Source organism: Sphingobacterium puteale (genome assembly GCF_003627955.1).
Taxonomy (GTDB): domain Bacteria; phylum Bacteroidota; class Bacteroidia; order Sphingobacteriales; family Sphingobacteriaceae; genus Sphingobacterium; species Sphingobacterium puteale.
In genome coordinates, this window is sequence record NZ_RBWS01000001.1 from 86,423 (window position 1) to 103,358 (window position 16,936).

Consider the following 16,936-nt stretch of genomic DNA (forward strand, 5'->3'; position numbering starts at 1 on the left):
AGGCTACCAAAAATCAAAATCAGATGGCTATAAAAGCAAACGACGTCGTAGCATTGACTTACAGACTTCACACAGTAGAAAACGGTGAAAAAGTTTTCGTTGAAGAAACAACTGCAGAACAACCTTTAGACTTCTTATATGGTGTAGGTATGATGTTGCCTAAATTTGAAGAAAACATCGCTGACTTAAATGTAGGTGACAAAGCTTCTTTCGAATTGGTACCAGAAGATGCTTACGGTGAAAAAGACGAAAGAGCATTCGCACAATTGCCCGTTGATATGTTCAAAGAAACTGGCTTACCTCCAGTAGGCGAAGTATTGCCTTTGCAAGACAACCAAGGAAACCAATTCCGCGCTGTCGTTGCAGAAGTAACTCCAGAAATTGTTATTGCGGACTTAAACCACCCAATGGCTGGTAAAACGTTGAATTTCGATATCGAAATCTTAACTGTACGCCCTGCTACGGAAGAAGAATTGTCTCACGGACATTCTCATGGTGTAGATGGCACACAAGGTCACTAATCAATGATCAAGTAAAACAAAAAAGGACGTTAATCGACGTCCTTTTTTGTTTTACTCGATTCAAAATATGTAACTTGTTTCTAAAACACCCATTATGCTCACATTTGCTGAAAAAGTAATTTCTTTCAACAAGCAGCTTCATTATCAGGGAGACCTTCCTTCCGATTTTAATGTCATCAACCCCTACCTCGATAACCCTGAAACGCTGGTTGTCATGGAACAATTTTACAATAAGTACTACAACAATACACTCAAACGCAAGTTTATCATCGGGATCAACCCCAGTAGACATGGCGCTGGCGTCACTGGCGTGCCTTTTACCGACACCAAACGATTGTATAGTGCCTGTGGCATAAAAATGCAATCCGCACACACACATGAAATCTCCTCGGTATTTATGTACGATATGATTGAAGCCTATGGCGGGCCTGAGATCTTCTATAAGCAATTTTACATCAATTCCCCCTTTCCCTTAGCTATCGTCAGACATACCAAGCCCGACAGCTGGATAAATGCCAACTATTACGATGATAAGCAGCTTTTTGAAATGGTGAAACCCTTTATGATTGAATCCCTAAAGCAGCATATTTCTATGGGACTGGAAACTGACGAAGTCTTTGTCCTCGGAAAGAAAAATGCGACGTTCCTCGCAAAAATCAACAAAGAAGAGAAACTTTTTGGAGAGATGATCATCCTGGATCATCCCCGTTATATCCAACAATATAAATCAAAAGACAAACAATTGTATATTGACAATTATATCCGATTATTAAGCAGTTTGTAAAATGTGGATAAGTGTGTTAATTTACTGAACACCAACCTTATTTATGTTGATAAGTAATCTCACCTATTAAGGCGATATTTTGCTACTTCCTCTATCGGCCAGCTGTAAGTCGTTTAAGTAGGTCCAATAGTGAGTCATTGCTTTACTTTGAGAACCGAGTCCGTGTCTTATCGACTATTTACCCGTCGTTCGAAGATGACTCGAGGCACCTTCGGGCCTTATTCGTACTTGAAAGCAGATAAGAGCATTTTCCGAGAGGCTTACTACCGCCTTATCTCCGAGTTTAACTCGGACTCACCACGGACTCATGTCGCTCTCACCACGGATACACCCTAACCCCGACACGGAGATGTATCGAAGGAGATACGAAAGGGCATCGAAGCAGAAGTCTTGCATCCATGCGATATTCGCCATAATCTTTACTTGAACAGTTAATCAAAAAAATCCACTGCAAATTTCATAATTGTCATTTACCAGCAATTATCATTTTGACAAAGCCCTATACTTACCAATTTTCATTTTCCTAAAAATAAACAATTATTTGTTTTTCAACATCTTAATTACTTAAATTCAACCTATGGCTATTCTAGAAAATGGTAGTTTGAAGGGCTTGGTTGGGAACCTTGTCTTTCGGAAATCAAATGAAAAAACAATTGTGCAAACTGGCCCCGGTCGCAAAACAAAACAAACGAAAGCGACAAAGGCAGCCGCTATAGATTTTGGACATGTTAGTACCGCGGGATCTCGTATCAGAACTATAATGGGTGAAATACACCTAAACATGCATGACAGTTCCATGCACAACCGCCTGATCAATCATTTAAAACGAGTAACCCGAGCAAGCAAGGCCCCAGTGGGCGAAAAAACAATGCGAAGTGGAAAAATCGATCGTCTCATCAATTTCCAGTTCGTCGAAAAATGCCACATGCACGATTACATGCATTTCGATCCAGAAATAAAATTGTTGGACACAAAGCAAGTCGCCATACAGTTCCCAAAGTTTGACATGCAGAAAGATATTCATCGCCCAAGATACTGCAATCTCATGAAAATAAATTTGATGATCGCCATATTCAATTTCGAAAAGCAGCAATATATCCGCTGGTATAAACACCAGATTCCGATAGACTTACAGGCACCTTCAAAAGATGTTGAATTGGAAGAATTACTATTTGATGCAAACGATCAAGATGCGGAGACAGTGCTTATTGGAATGAATATCGAATACTATGAAAGATTCCGCGAAAATTATTCCCTGCTAAACAATAAAGATTTGCATCCCGCCGCTATAGTAGGTGCGTTTATTATTTAATAAAATCAAGGTATTGGCACGATGGAATGATCTTATACTAAATACATTTTGGCAGAAGCTATAATTTACCCAGAAGCAGTTATTGGATACCACGTACAATAGAGAGAATACCTTAATTGCCTATTATTGATAAAAAACAATAAGTTGCTTAAATCACTAAGGGGAATTTAAATAAACTTGTTATTTCAATTTCTCAATCTCTTCAATTGACAGTCCGATAATATCAGCTATGACCTTGGGTTCAAAACCGCTCTTCAACATCTTTAAGGCCGAGATTCGCTTCTCGGCTTCAGCTTTGGCCCGTTCCTCCTGCCGACCTTTTTCTATTCCCTTTTCCATGCCTTTTTCCATACCTATACGTTCTGCTGTAAGGCGGATACTTTCCGCATCCCTCTTATCCTTAAGGCTCAATTCGTATGCTTTCATATCTTCTGAATTTAGATTTGACACCTCTCCTATGTCAAAGATAAGACCAAAGACATATGTTTGAAAAGATAAAGCCACATGTCCATAAAACTTTTTATCTCAACCTCCTCTTTGCGAAAATTAGGCAATGAAGTTTATGAAAACGCGGAGAATAATCCTTATATTTAACGTATCTGCTGATACAGCATTGCGCGATATTACAGATCTGGTCAATAAAGGTGTGCTATTGAAGACAGATTCAGGGGGCAGAAGTACAAATCACTTCATATCCTCCAATCTACTATAAACCATTGCCTTAAAAGTTCGTTGATGGCTCGACCGCGAGTCTGGCTTGAACATTATCTTGATCACATCGCTTTCATAATTTTCCGTTATCTTCAGAATCAGCTGTTCAAGATCGGACGGATCTGTCCGATAATCAATCTGAACTCTAGTCGCAATTATACTCAAGAACCCCAGCTTATCGGTGGCGTATAAATATTTCCAAAATTTTAGCAGTAAAGACAGCTTAACGCGATAATCTACAAGATCAAGCATTTTCTTATAATTCTTTTCGTGCTCCAATATCCGGAAATATAACTCAGCATATTTTTCATGTGCCATATTATTGCGAAGCATACTCAATGTCTTCGTTCTAAATTTCTTATTTAGCTCCTTATCGTTGGAATTGTCCATAATAAAAACATAATCCGCGATATTTGGAGCGCTCGAAAATTTTTCCATTTTAACATAAGCTAGCTTGCTAAAATCTCCATTATCCGCATAGATATCTTCTAGAAGGTCCAAAAAAGGTTCATTATATGCTGGATTCACATTCCCAGCGATTACCCTATTGCAATAATCAATGGCTTTGTCGGAATCAAAATGTCGGATTGCTTCTATTAATTTCAGATTATACTTCGCTTCCCATTGGCGGGGCACAAAGTAATCAGCCTTTTCCTCAAACATATTATTCTCAAGCAATACGTCTAAAAAAAAGCCATCAACAACTACAGACATGTGATAGCCCCCTGCTAAAAGAGAAGCGATCAGATCTTCTATTTTCGCAGCCAGCAATCGTTTTCGCCCCGCAGTAGAGCTTTGGTAGATCTGTATAAATAATTCCAACATACCGCCCTGTGAGTTTTCCTCCGCCCACATTTTATCCCAATACGAATTTGTCAATGCGGCCCACTGTATGTCAGAATCAACATGAGCGATGATTCCAGCGATTTTCGAATTTCCGGTTTCAATAAACTTTCTAAAACGCGTACCAGTATAAAAAACGCTATATTCAAGATCCAAAACAGTATTATATACTGCCGAAAACAAATCGATGATCTTTTCATTTCCGATATTCAACGCTAAATACTCCCAAAAAGGCACAAGTGCCTTTTCCCATAGCTGCACAATCTTCTTAACTTCCGAAGCTTCTATCTTCTTGCGTTTACCCACCACCGAGACAACTGCATCTTTTAAAATCTTCGCGACATCTGTTGCTTGAAATTCATGCTTATTTTTCCCGAATTTCAGCAGAAACTGTAATTCAATATCTTTATTTGACTTGAAGAGCTCCAAGAGCCAAGAATTAAGCTTTTCCTGCTCAATTGTCAACAACAATTGCTCGCTCGCATTGATCTTTTTGGGTGGAACCTTTTTATTCGTTTTATTTTTAGTGGTTTTAGGACCTGCTTTTGGAGATAAAGCTGAAATAACAGAAAGCTGATGTACACAAAAAGAATCCCGTGAATTGCAATCACAAGAATGTACAATAATAGCATCTTTATCCAGCATAATGTTTACATCATAGGACTCATCACCCTCATCTACATAAGCGACATAGTTCCCTTTATTGTCAATTTCCTCTAATTCACGAACGCCTAGCTTTTCTGCTTTAGCAAGTTTAGTTGGACTCTGTTTGGATAAAATTTCAGTAATCTTCATAATTTATAATTGATTAAAAGATATGCTAAAGATAACAATCACAATAGTTTTGTCGCCCGCAACATTTCTCTTTTTCCCGGTGCCCCCGGAGCCTTCTCGATGGAAAAACCCAAAGATTTCATACTACGTTTGAGATTACCCGTAATGGCATAAGTAACAAAAACACCGCCCGGTTTAACGAACTGGGCGACATGCGCCAATGCCGCATCACTCCACATCTCGGGCTGATGTATGGCGGCAAAAGCATCAAAATACACCACGTCAAACTGTTTTTCGGATTGAAAATCCATCAATAAAGTATGAGCAATGTAGAGCTGTAAACGCTCGTGAATTTGCACCGGCTGCTGCAATGCCGCTTCATAGTGACTCAGATAAGCCGACCAGACGCTTGCATCGACGGTCTCATTGTATCCTGTTGCGGCAATGGTTGCTAGCGCTAACGGAAAACCTTCGATTCCGACATAGTCTACCTGAATTGATCTGTCCCGGATATATTCTGCTGTTTGCAGAAAGTTAAGTCCGGTACCGAATCCCACTTCCAGAATGGAGACATCCGAAGCTGCTGTCTGTTGCACATAGTGATCCAAACCGCTTTTGATAAATACATGCCTACTTTCCTGGACAGCACCATGCTTTGAATGGTAGCATTCGCCGATCTCGGCATTGTACAATGTCTTCGAGCCATCTCCCGTTGTTACAAAATCCATGTTCGTCATACTCATTATTAAAAAAATCAAATATCTCTTACGCATCACCGATCTAACAAACGGTACAGCAGATCAACACAAAAACAGCGTAAGCCTGTAAAGCAGGCAGTATTCACATTTTCAGGTTCTCATAGCAACAGTGATGATCTTCTGTAGTTATATCCGCTCAAAGATAAAAAGCTGGCTCAAATAAATCCCAATTAATCTTTATCCAAATGTTATGGAGTGAAACCATCACCATTTCACTTAAACCGAGGGAAACGAATGAAGTGAATTTACGAAGAGCTTAAAATACCCTTTAAATGAGTAAACGAGTTCATTTATGTCAACACGACCGATACTTATAATTAATTTAAATGGATAAAAATAATAGATAAAAAGATTATTTTAGCGTCGTAAACGCTAAACAATCACAGAACCTAATGGCATACTCAGCAAAAACTTTTATACGGAACTATGGCAGCATCCTATTGCTGCTCCTTGGCATCAGTATCGGAAGTTTAATCGGCATATTTTTTCCACATTTTGTGAATAACCTGAAGCCAATTGGGGATATCTTTCTAAACCTGCTCTTTGTCAGCGTCATACCCCTGGTATTTTTTGCGATAGCCTCATCGGTCGCCAATATCGAAGGCGACAGTGTATTAGGTCGTATCATTGGCATGATGTCGCTGGTATTTGTGGTCGGAATTGTCGTTGCCGGTGTTAGCAGCGTTATTTTCCTCTATCTGTTTCCCGTCAGTTCAGACCTTCCGATTGAGCAGGCCAAAGATGTCATCGATACAGCTGCACAGGATTCCTGGGGCGAGAAAATGGTCCGGTTCCTGACTGTTAGTGAATTTTCCAGTCTATTGTCCCGCCAGAACATGCTGGCCTTTGTGATATTCTCATTTTTAGTGGGTATCGCCACACGCAGATCCGGTGCTTCTGCTGACATGTTCCGAAAATTTATCAATTCCGGAAATACCGTCATGGGCAATTTATTGGTCATGGTCATGAATCTTGCTCCGGTCGGACTCGGCGCTTACTTTGCCTACCAGGTCGGTACACTTGGTCCACAGCTCTTTGGGTTCTATGCCAAACCCATCGGCCTGTATTATATCTTTGGTATACTTTATTTCTTTGCAATATTTAGTTTATTTGCCTTTCTGGCATTTGGCTTCAAAGGCATCAAACGATACTGGAAGAACAATATTTTACCTTCTCTGACTGCGCTCAGCAGTTGCAGCAGTCTCGCTACCATGCCGGCCAACTTACTGGCAGCAAAACAGATTGGCATACCCGATACCGTTGCCAGTGTCGTCATCCCTCTAGGCACAACCTTGCATAAACATGGTTCAGCCATCGCCTGTATCTTTAAAATTTACATTGCGTTGCTGTTGAGCGGACAAGATTTTTTTGTACCTGCCAATCTGATTATGGCTGTCGGGATTACCTTGCTGGTCAGTATCGTTGCCGGTGGTATTCCAAACGGTGGATATATCGGCGAGATGCTCATCATATCGGTTTATCAAATGCCGACAGAAGTCATCCCCTCGATTATGATTATTGCGACTTTAGTAGATCCGTTGGCGACGATGCTCAACGCGACCGGCGACACCGTGGCTGCGATGTTGACCACCAGACTCATCGGACAGAAACTCTCCGACCCGATCACCGAAACAACAGTAAATAACGGCTAAAAGCGATAAGCAAAGAATATCTGTCCGTATTGATGTCGATGAAAGACAGACTTAAGTTCCTTGGAATTGAAAATATAATTAATACCGTAATTGACCTTGTGGTTGGACCAGCTGAAGCCTATCCGGTGACTTAACATCCAGGGTTCAATCTGATATAATGCTCCGATAGGATCATCCTTCCCCAATCCGCCCTGTATCGTGGAGTTATAAAAAACGCGAGCAAAACTAGGTTGATAAACAAAATACCATTCCTTCTCGTTGTCACTTCGGTCCTGCGTCAAATGTCCATGGGTAAAGGTCGAAGCGTGGTACGGTTTAAGTTTACCTGCACGTATCGGAATTCCAGCTTCGATATTGCTATTGTTCATGCCCAGAACTCCTCTTCCCATCACACCAAGATCGAAGGACTGCGATTCATTCCGGTACATTCCTTTCAGATATTTCGCCTGCAGATCCACACCAAAGGCATTGCGCAATTCCGTTTCCCAACCTGTGGCCTCATACATTCCAAAAAGATGGTGGATAAACTTCTGCGCATCCTCACCGTATGACCGGGATCCGATTTGCCCAAACTCCACTTTCAGTTCAACAGCTTGCTCTGCCTTCAAAAAATGGGTCGCCGCTGCACTCAAATACAGGTACCCCGCAAAAGGCCGGTCATATTTCTTATTTCGCTGACGGTAATCCATCATGCTAATACCATTGTAGATCCGTTGTCCAAGTTCAAAGTCCAGTACTGTATTTGAAATTTCTGAGGTGCCACTTGGCGGTAGTGCAATGCGATAGTTGACATTGATACCATTGGTATAATACCTGTCCTGGCCGATCAATAGATAGACATCGTTGTCATTCTGAATAGAAAGCTCCTGATTGCGCGACCTCACCTGCCCAAAAACCAAAAAAAATGGAAATATAATTCCATATAAGAGCAGTAACGACCGCAAAGCAACACTCATATTAACAGGCAATTGTAAAATTCATGCGATATAAACTGCGACAAAATATTAAATCTCGACTTAAATTATTCAAAAGCATCCAAATATACCTCATTTTTTCAGATACAACAATCTATTTAGAACAAATATAAATAATGTCGAAAAGTTGCATTATTCCTTTCTTCGCAAATCTATTTGTAATTTTGCATTCGATTAAGTGTCAGTTATTGTCAAAATGATCGCATGCAAAGCGCTCTTTGATGTTGACACCTAATTCATTTTAGGGGAAACATGAGATCTCTGAAGGTGGTCGCAATACATAAACAAATAATACGAACGAAACTGTCAATAAATGCTCTCTTGTTCAGATCATATCCCGAACAGTTGCTCATGATAGCTTCATCGCAAACAAAACCGCCGAAGGCAGCATGAATGCCTTAAAGAGGAAATAGACTAAACGAACAAACAAATTAAACGGATGAAAAAAAGTTCCATCATTCTAATCGCTATTATTGCAGTGGCAATTGCCATGATACTTGTTATCTATACGGATTCAAGTACCTACTCGACATTTTCCGAGGCAAAAGAAAAGAAAACAGAACTATATGTGGTCGGCCAGCTCAACAAAGATAAGGCGCTCCACTATGACCCAAAGACAGATGCCAACAAATTCAGCTTTTTCATGTACGACAATGATGGTACAGAGTGTGAGGTTGTCTTCAGAGGTGCAAAACCTCAGGACATAGAGCGTTCAGAACAGATTGTATTGACTGGTAAAATGGACGGTAATGTGTTTAGAGCGAGTAAAATATTGATGAAATGTCCTTCGAAATATAACGATAAATCGGTCGTGACGGAAATCAATGCCACAGCTTTCAATAATTAATCTGTAAAATCAATTTTTCAATGGACGTTAATTACGTTGGTGAGCACCTGCTACCCGGGCAGATCGGACAGTTCTTTATTGTTCTTTCCTTTGGTGCCGCACTTTTATCTTGTATCGCTTATTTTTTCGCGACTAAAAACCCTGAAGAGACTTCATGGAAAAAGATCGCCCGCATTGCATTCTGGATTAATGCAGTTTCTGTGGTAGCCGTCGGCGCAACTTTGTTTTACATTATTTACAACCACTTTTTTGAATATAATTACGCGTTTGCACACTCTTCGAGAGACTTACCCACATATTATATTATTTCGAGCTTTTGGGAAGGACAGGAAGGAAGTTTCTGGCTGTGGACCTTTTGGCAAACGGTACTAGGAGCGATATTACTATTCAAAGCCAAAAGCTGGGAAACTTCCGTGATGACTTTTGTGATGCTCTGTCAAGCTTTTTTAGCCTCGATGATCATAGGCGTTGAATTATTGGGATTACGTATCGGAAGTTCCCCATTTATCCTTTTACGTGACGCAATGAACTTCCCTATCCTGAAGGAAGCAAACTATTTATCACTAATTAAAGACGGTAACGGCTTAAATCCACTCCTGCAAAATTATTGGATGGTGATTCACCCACCGACCTTATTCCTTGGTTTTGCATCGATGATTGTTCCTTTTGCTTATGCGACAGGTGCTTTATGGACCAAACGCTATAAAGAATGGATCAATGCAGCTTTACCCTGGGCACTATTTGCGGTCATGATTCTTGGAGCCGGCATTATTATGGGTTCATTCTGGGCGTACGAAGCACTTAACTTTGGGGGCTTCTGGGCTTGGGATCCTGTAGAAAATGCGTCTATTATTCCTTGGTTTACCTTGATCGCGGCGGTACATGTCATGGTTGCCTATAAAAACTCGGGCCATTCGTATTTTACAGCAACATTTCTGGCGATGATCAGCTTTGTGCTGGTAATCTATGCATCTTACCTGACGCGTAGCGGTGTTCTTGGCGAAACCTCCGTTCACTCTTTCACCGACTTAGGTATGAGCGGACAGCTGATCTTATTTAACGTTGCATTTTTAGCGATTATGGTTGTCTTTCTTGTTGTTAAAAAGAAAGAAATGCCGATTACTGAAAAAGACGAAGATATTTATTCCAGAGAATTCTGGTTATTTATCGGTGCTTTGGTACTGACTGTTGCCTGTGCACAGATCATTGCTTCTACCTCCATTCCGGTATTTAACAAAATTTTTGGCACCAAGGTAGCACCTCCCCTGGAACCAATCCAACATTATAATAAATGGCAGTCCGGTTTCGCGGTTATCGTCATGATTATGACCGGATTTACACAGTTCTTAAAATACAAACGCACGGATAGCCGCAAGTTTTTAGCATCTACTGTAGCATCGCTGGCTGTAGCCATTATCCTGACAGCAATTATTTCTTATTTTACCAAAACATATACCAACCTGATCTATATCCTGATCACTTTTGCCAGCATCTTTTGTATTCTGGCGAATATCCGGGTGCTGGGTGATGCAGTCAAAGGTAAGTGGAAATTGGCAGGTTCTTCGGTTGCCCATATTGGTTTTGGACTGCTACTTATCGGTGCTATGGTCGCTGCAGCGACAAACGAGGTTATCTCTGTCAACAATACAGGCTATATCGCTGTATCTGGTTTTGATAAAGTCGAAAAGCCGGGAGAGAACCTATTCCTAACCGAAGGACAGCCCGTGCAGATGGGTGAATATAAAATCACCTATATCGGTGACAGTATTGTAGCACCAAATACCTATTACAAAATCAAATACGAACGTGTTGACGAGGAAACAGGTAAAGTGAAAGAAGAATTTGTGCTACAGCCTTTCGCGCAAAACAATGCCAAGATGGGCGGTCTGATTGGTACTCCGGCTACCAAACACTATATTACACATGACGTATATACGCTGATTACTGCAGCTGCAGCTGAAAGTCAGGCGCAGCACGCCAAAGTAGCGGACGAGGAAAAAACAGGTTTTGAAGATTATGAAGAACCTGCGACCTATCAAGTCAGCATCGGTGATACCTTACGTTATCGCAACGGGTATTATGTCATTGAGGGACTGAATAAAGAAGCGCAATTAGAAAAAATCCCAAAAGGTCCTAACGATGTGATGGTGGGTTTAAAAATAAAGGTCTTTGCAGCGGATAACAAACAATACGAAGTGCAGCCCATTTACTTGATTAAGGATGGTGGAGTTTATGACTTCAATAAAGACGTCACTGATCAAGGTCTTAAATTTAGGTTTACGGGAATCAAACCGGACAAGGATAAACTGGAAATCATGGTCTACCAAAAACCATTGCCCGAGAAAAAATGGGTGGTCTTTAAAGCGATCAAATTCCCCTACATCAATTTCTTTTGGTGTGGAACGATTGTCATGACTATTGGTTTTATCATGTCTATTGTCAGAAGAAATAAAGAGGAAAAACGAAAACAAGCAAAATAATGAACATTGTTATCTTAGGAAGCGGAAATGCCGCAACACATTTCGGACAAGCATTTCAACTGCTGGGACATCAGATCGTTCAAATCTATAGTAAAACAAAGGCCAATGCGGATGCATTGGCCTTTGCGCTTCAATGCCCGGGCATAGACGATCTATCCCAACTGCTGCGTAATGCCGATCTTTATCTTATCGCCGTTTCTGACCAAGCTATTCCCAGACTTGTAGAAACAATGACACAGGACATCAATGGAATTGTTGTGCACTGCTCTGGAGCTACCGATATGGCTATTTTAAACCGCTTCAGGAATTATGGTGTCATCTATCCTCCGCAATCGCTCTCCAAAAACAAAATCGTTGACTTTTCACTTATTCCCTTTTGCGTCGAAGGCAGCGATACAAGCATTGCGAACAGCTTACTTCAGCTGGCACGCACGTTTTCTTCCCGAAGCATCCTGTGTAATTCACAGCAGCGATTGGCGATCCACCTATCTTCAGTCATGGTCAACAACTTTTCAAATATTTTATATCAATTCGCTTATGAGCTGTTAGAAGAGCATAATCTTTCCTTTGATCTGGTCAGACCGATCATTTTGGAAACGGCAGAAAAGGTTCAAAATCACGTTCCGATAACAGTTCAGACAGGTCCGGCAATCCGGGGAGATGAAGCAACACAGCAAAAACATTTGAAATTTATTAGCAATAAACCAGATTTACAGCAAATCTATCAACTTTTGTCGCATCAGATTACTAAAAGAAAATAGTTTATTAGAAACAGTTATAAACTTATCAAAACTTATTCTAGCATAGTAAATATAACTATTTACTTAGGGAACTTTAGTACATTTGCTCTGTCCAAAAGCGCATTTTGGAATGCTAATTGAGCAATAATATATTCAATTGGACTAAACATTAAAATAGCGAATTAAAACTAAACAATCGTATTTTCTATGGAAGTTAGAAAACTCATTATTTCAATAATGATTGTGATTAATTTAATCATTGTATCATTTGGCTTTATATTTACATCGAGCTGGTTTTGGTTATTGATCATTCCATTCCCGCTATTGTTGATCGCCTTATACCATAGTTTCCAGACCAAACATGCAATTTTACGCAATTATCCCTTGGTTGGTTACTTTCGTTATATCTTCGAATCCATTCGTCCCGAATTAAGACAATACTTTTGGGAATCCGATATGGATGGTCGTCCGTTCAATAGGAGACAGCGTTCCATTGTCTATCAACGGGCAAAAAATCAGCGCGAGACAGTTGCATTTGGTATGCAAACAGATCCACAGGCAGTTGGTAATGAATGGGCTGCGCATTCTGTATTTCCCTGCCATATTGAAAACCATGATTTACGTACTAAAGTTGGAAATGAAGCCTGTAAAAAGCCATATAGCTTAAGTGTATTCAATATCTCGGCAATGAGTTACGGTGCGTTGAGCAAAACTGCTATTACCGCCTTAAACAAAGGTGCCGCACTACAGAATTTTGCTCATAATACCGGAGAAGGTGGTATCAGTGATTACCACAACAACGGCGGTGATTTGATCTGGCAGGTAGGTACCGGTTATTTCGGCTGCCGTAATTCGGAAGGTAAATTTGACCCTGAACTTTTTAGGGAAAAATCAAACCGTGAAAATGTGAAAATGATCGAACTTAAGCTTTCACAGGGTGCAAAACCCGGTCACGGAGGTATCTTACCGGCCGCAAAGAATACACCCGAAGTGGCGGCGATACGCCATGTCATCCCCGGCACGGATGTGATGTCCCCGCCCGCACACAGTGCTTTTTCTTCACCAACGGAAATGATGTATTTCATCCAACAGATGCGCGATCTTTCGGGAGGAAAACCTATCGGATTTAAAATATGTATCGGTGATAAGCACGAATTTATGGACATCTGCCATGCCATGCAAAATACGCAGATCTTCCCGGACTTTATTTCTATCGATGGATCTGAAGGCGGTACAGGGGCCGCGCCACTGGAGTTTACGGACAACCTCGGCATGCCGCTATATGATGCATTGGCATTTGTAACCAAAACCCTGATTGCATTTGGCCTGAAAAAACACATCAAGGTAATTGTGTCAAGCCGTATCGTCACTGGTTTTGATATTTTAAAAGTGATCGCTCTGGGTGCCGACGCATGTTATAGTGCACGTGGAATGATGTTCGCTCTAGGTTGTATTCAGGCCCTAAAATGTAACGAAGACGTTTGTCCGGTCGGTGTTGCCACGCAACAGCCGCATCTGTACAAAGGACTGGATGTCAACGACAAGTATGTACGTGTTGCTCAATTCCACCGCAATACACTACGCGCCACCGTTGAGATCATGGAAGCCTGTGGGTTCAAAACCTTGGCCGACGTATCCGCAGACAAATTCTATCGCAAAGTGGATGCAATACGGACGTTAAGTTTTCAGGAGATCTATTTTGGCACCGAAGGAAAATTGGTCAATAGCCACACGGACTTTGAAAGCAAGCTTTTCGAAGATTAATCTTTGGTCTAGCAACTATATACAAGAAGCCCTCAGTCGTTATTAACGCTGAGGGCTTCTTATTTTCCTTTCCCCTATTGGCCTTTTGGTTCAGCTAATTTCATAATCCATGTGATTCCTAAGTATGTTCCCGATATTATTTCAAATTGAATAATACGCGATGCAACGCGGTATGCGAAAGTGCAATTTGATCATCGGTCAATCCTCCCAATGCCTGTTCGATCGTATTATTGGCCTGCTTCATACCTTCATCCTTCATTTTGCGGCCGGTTTTGGTCAAATAGATCAAATTCGAACGTCTATCGTTTTTATCATTAACACGGATAACCAGATTAAGCCGCTCCAGATTATTGATCAGGCGCGTTACACTTGGCTTGTCCCTGAATGTACGGATCGCCAGCTCCTGTTGGGTCAGTCCCTCCTCTACCCACAGATTATACATAATACTCCATTGCTCTGATGTAATACTTAAGCCTGCCTCCTTGAGATTACGCTGCAATCTCCGCATAACAGCGATTGAATATTTCCCAGTCAGGAAATTATAAAAATACTCTTGCGATACTAAATCTTGGTCTAACATATAAATTATGGTTATGGTTGTTTACGCAACTTATGTTGCTAATCATATTATGCTCAAATCAAGATAAAAAAAACTAAACTTATTTTGGCTAATACTTAGCCTAAAGTACGCTTTTCTACAGTTGTGTCAAACAAATTTTATCAACATGCAATAAATAGATGTTAATAAATCATCATAAACGATTTATAGTAGACTGAATTTAGGAATAAAAGGGATACAAACAAAATAAAATTGCTTGTCTTTATACCTAATTTTGGGAGGAATTCTCCCGCAGTAAGAAGTGTTATCCGATTGTAAATGAATCAGAGTCCTTTAAAAACGGGAATTTTTCACGTGCCTCTAGCAGGTCATTCGGATTTAAGGTAAAGGTGTATAGGTCTTCATCTTCGGGTTTATAGTAGACAACATCACCTAACGGTGATATGCACATTGATCCACCCGAGTAATAAATATCATTGCCATCGTGCCCAACCCGGTTCACACCGACAACATAAGCCTGATTTTCAATAGCACGTGCAGGGATAAGTGCTCTCCAATGTGCCGAGCGCTTATCAGGCCAGTTAGCTGTGTAAACAAGAATATCGTATGCTGCATTTTGATTCTTAGACCAGACCGGGAACCGGAGATCATAACAGATCATAGGACATATTTTCCAACCTTTGATATCGACTAAAATGCGTTCCTTGCCGGGCTCAAAATACTCACTTTCTTTTGACATGCCAAAAAGATGACGTTTATCGTATTTCACATATTTGCCATCAGGGAACATCCATAGAAAGCGGTTGTAGTATTTTCCACCCTCTTCAATGATCAATGATCCGGCGACAACACAATTCAATGAACTTGCCATTTCAAACAGCCATCTCGTGGTAGGACCATTGGCCGGTTCGGCACATTTTTCGACGTTGTTCGTGAATCCCGTATTAAACATCTCCGGTAAAATAATCAAATCTGTTTTTTCGCGCAACGCAGATAGCCTCAATGCCAGATTATTCAGATTTTTTTCAATATTTTCCCAGAATAAATATGCTTGAAATACGGTAATTTTTAAAGGATCCATGAACGTTATCTAAAATTTATTTAATTATTTAGTACAAAATAGCCATTTATTGGCAAAATACGAATTTTAATGGAATTTTCTATCTATTGCTGTCTAACCAAAAGGTTATTTGCTAACAGTAATAACGCTTCCTTACGTTCCTTTGGTACATCCAATGCGCTCATTTTTTCAAATGCACGCTGTGTATAGACATCCTTTAGTTCATCTGCCGATTTTCGGACCTGATACTTATCGTATAATTTGAGCATATCTTCGACTTTGGTTGGAACCGCCTCGACAGTTGCATGTAATAAATGTTGCATCATGGGAACATCCTCCGGAGCAATAACCTCCATCAATTTAACCAGTAAAAAGGTTTTTTTATTGATTATAATATCACCGCCAACGATTTTGCCGAAAGTATCGGGATCGCCGTAGGCATCCAATATATCGTCCTGCAGCTGGAAAGCCAAACCAACATTTTCCCCAAAATCATAGATCAGTTGCTGCTGCTGTTCGTTCGCTCCTGAAAGAATAGCGCCCAATTGCAATGCCCCCCCTAAGAGGACAGATGTTTTCAAACGGATCATCTCCAAATAGTCTTCCATAAGCAATGATCCACGGCTTTCATAATCCATATCGAGCTGTTGGCCTTCACAGACCTCCATGGCCACCTTACTCAAAATTCGCAAAGTTGCCGGCAAATAGACCGGATTACATTTGGAGATTTCTTCGTAAGCCTTGACCAATAGTCCGTCTCCGGACAGAATGGCAATATTTGCATCCCATTTTTCATGAACGGTGGTTTTTCCCCTCCGCAAGGGTGCCTGATCCATCAGATCGTCATGTATCAGGGAAAAGTTATGAAAAAATTCCACAGCCTTTGCCGCCGGAATAATTTCTTCCATTTCTTGCATGCCAAATAACTCGGCCGCCATCAATGTAAGCACTGGTCTAACCCTCTTGCCGCCCAAAGTCAATATATACCGTATCGGATCATATAAATTTGTTGGAGTTTCAGGAAATTGACTTGTCTCTATCGCCTCTATCACGAGCTTTTGTAAGTGTTGCATATATCTTTACGATCGAATCATGCGAATATAGCAATAACATATAGAAATGGCAATTTTGTACCACCAAAGCAAGTCAGCTCAAAA

General features: G+C 40.7%; 16 protein-coding genes. 9 read left to right on the plus strand and 7 right to left on the minus strand.

Annotation, left to right across the window (positions count from 1 at the left end; genetic code table 11):
- Nucleotides 1-23 precede the first annotated feature (23 nt).
- The 3 genes from D7322_RS00385 to D7322_RS00395 all read left to right on the plus strand — a co-directional run bounded on the left by D7322_RS00385 (nt 24) and on the right by D7322_RS00395 (nt 2,617).
- A complete protein-coding gene (locus D7322_RS00385) occupies nt 24-521 on the plus strand; it encodes an FKBP-type peptidyl-prolyl cis-trans isomerase (protein ID WP_121120514.1) in 498 nt (165 codons plus the stop codon).
- 94 nt (nt 522-615) lie between these two features.
- A complete protein-coding gene (locus D7322_RS00390; RefSeq protein WP_121120515.1) occupies nt 616-1,305 on the plus strand; it encodes an SMUG2 DNA glycosylase family protein in 690 nt (229 codons plus the stop codon).
- A gap of 577 nt (nt 1,306-1,882) precedes the next feature.
- Nucleotides 1,883-2,617 carry a hypothetical protein gene (locus tag D7322_RS00395; RefSeq protein ID WP_121120516.1) on the plus strand — a complete coding sequence of 245 codons (735 nt, stop codon included), beginning with the start codon at nt 1,883-1,885 and terminating at the stop codon, nt 2,615-2,617.
- Between the two features lie 180 nt (nt 2,618-2,797).
- Here D7322_RS00395 and D7322_RS00400 read toward each other — a convergent pair whose 3' ends face one another.
- Complete coding sequence (locus D7322_RS00400) at nt 2,798-3,043, minus strand: RpnC/YadD family protein (protein ID WP_147430273.1); 246 nt, start codon at nt 3,041-3,043, stop codon at nt 2,798-2,800.
- A 136-nt stretch (nt 3,044-3,179) separates the two neighbouring features.
- On the opposite strand from D7322_RS00400, the gene D7322_RS00405 reads away from it, so the two are divergent.
- Nucleotides 3,180-3,329, plus strand: a complete 150-nt coding sequence (locus D7322_RS00405; RefSeq protein ID WP_245971211.1) for a DeoR family transcriptional regulator — start codon at nt 3,180-3,182, stop codon at nt 3,327-3,329.
- Here the strand turns inward: D7322_RS00405 and D7322_RS00410 are convergent.
- The gene (locus tag D7322_RS00410; protein ID WP_121120518.1) at nt 3,302-4,966 is read right to left on the minus strand and encodes a hypothetical protein; all 1,665 of its coding nucleotides are present in this window, start codon (nt 4,964-4,966) and stop codon (nt 3,302-3,304) included. The genes D7322_RS00405 and D7322_RS00410 overlap by 28 nt on opposite strands.
- Nucleotides 4,967-5,004: 38 nt before the next feature.
- On the minus strand, nt 5,005-5,673 hold the full coding sequence (mnmD, locus tag D7322_RS00415; protein WP_121120519.1) for a tRNA (5-methylaminomethyl-2-thiouridine)(34)-methyltransferase MnmD: 669 nt from the start codon (nt 5,671-5,673) through the stop codon (nt 5,005-5,007).
- Nucleotides 5,674-6,095: 422 nt separating this feature from the next.
- On the opposite strand from mnmD, the gene D7322_RS00420 reads away from it, so the two are divergent.
- The gene (locus D7322_RS00420) at nt 6,096-7,355 is read left to right on the plus strand and encodes a dicarboxylate/amino acid:cation symporter (protein WP_121120520.1); all 1,260 of its coding nucleotides are present in this window, start codon (nt 6,096-6,098) and stop codon (nt 7,353-7,355) included.
- Here D7322_RS00420 and D7322_RS00425 read toward each other — a convergent pair.
- Nucleotides 7,352-8,311, minus strand: coding sequence for a lipid A deacylase LpxR family protein (locus D7322_RS00425; protein WP_121120521.1), 960 nt, complete (start codon nt 8,309-8,311; stop codon nt 7,352-7,354). The genes D7322_RS00420 and D7322_RS00425 overlap by 4 nt on opposite strands.
- A 457-nt stretch (nt 8,312-8,768) precedes the next feature.
- Between D7322_RS00425 and D7322_RS00430 the strand changes: the two genes are divergently transcribed.
- The 4 genes from D7322_RS00430 to D7322_RS00445 all read left to right on the plus strand — a co-directional run bounded on the left by D7322_RS00430 (nt 8,769) and on the right by D7322_RS00445 (nt 14,160).
- Nucleotides 8,769-9,176 carry a cytochrome c maturation protein CcmE domain-containing protein gene (locus D7322_RS00430; RefSeq protein WP_104383916.1) on the plus strand — a complete coding sequence of 136 codons (408 nt, stop codon included), beginning with the start codon at nt 8,769-8,771 and terminating at the stop codon, nt 9,174-9,176.
- A 20-nt stretch (nt 9,177-9,196) separates the two neighbouring features.
- Nucleotides 9,197-11,656: a heme lyase CcmF/NrfE family subunit gene (locus D7322_RS00435; RefSeq protein WP_121120522.1), complete on the plus strand. Its 2,460-nt coding sequence runs from the start codon at nt 9,197-9,199 to the stop codon at nt 11,654-11,656.
- The gene (locus tag D7322_RS00440) at nt 11,656-12,417 is read left to right on the plus strand and encodes a Rossmann-like and DUF2520 domain-containing protein (protein WP_121120523.1); all 762 of its coding nucleotides are present in this window, start codon (nt 11,656-11,658) and stop codon (nt 12,415-12,417) included. The genes D7322_RS00435 and D7322_RS00440 overlap by 1 nt, the downstream gene beginning before the upstream one ends.
- 186 nt (nt 12,418-12,603) lie before the next feature.
- On the plus strand, nt 12,604-14,160 hold the full coding sequence (locus tag D7322_RS00445; RefSeq protein ID WP_121120524.1) for an FMN-binding glutamate synthase family protein: 1,557 nt from the start codon (nt 12,604-12,606) through the stop codon (nt 14,158-14,160).
- 136 nt (nt 14,161-14,296) lie between these two features.
- Here the strand turns inward: D7322_RS00445 and D7322_RS00450 are convergent, their stop codons facing one another.
- The 3 genes from D7322_RS00450 to D7322_RS00460 all read right to left on the minus strand — a co-directional run bounded on the left by D7322_RS00450 (nt 14,297) and on the right by D7322_RS00460 (nt 16,852).
- Complete coding sequence (locus tag D7322_RS00450) at nt 14,297-14,740, minus strand: MarR family winged helix-turn-helix transcriptional regulator (RefSeq protein ID WP_108635019.1); 444 nt, start codon at nt 14,738-14,740, stop codon at nt 14,297-14,299.
- Nucleotides 14,741-15,023: 283 nt separating this feature from the next.
- Nucleotides 15,024-15,800, minus strand: coding sequence for an amidohydrolase (locus tag D7322_RS00455; protein WP_121120525.1), 777 nt, complete (start codon nt 15,798-15,800; stop codon nt 15,024-15,026).
- An 83-nt stretch (nt 15,801-15,883) separates the two neighbouring features.
- Entirely contained in the window at nt 15,884-16,852 is a 969-nt protein-coding gene (locus D7322_RS00460) for a polyprenyl synthetase family protein (RefSeq protein WP_121120526.1), read from the minus strand.
- Nucleotides 16,853-16,936 lie beyond the last annotated feature (84 nt).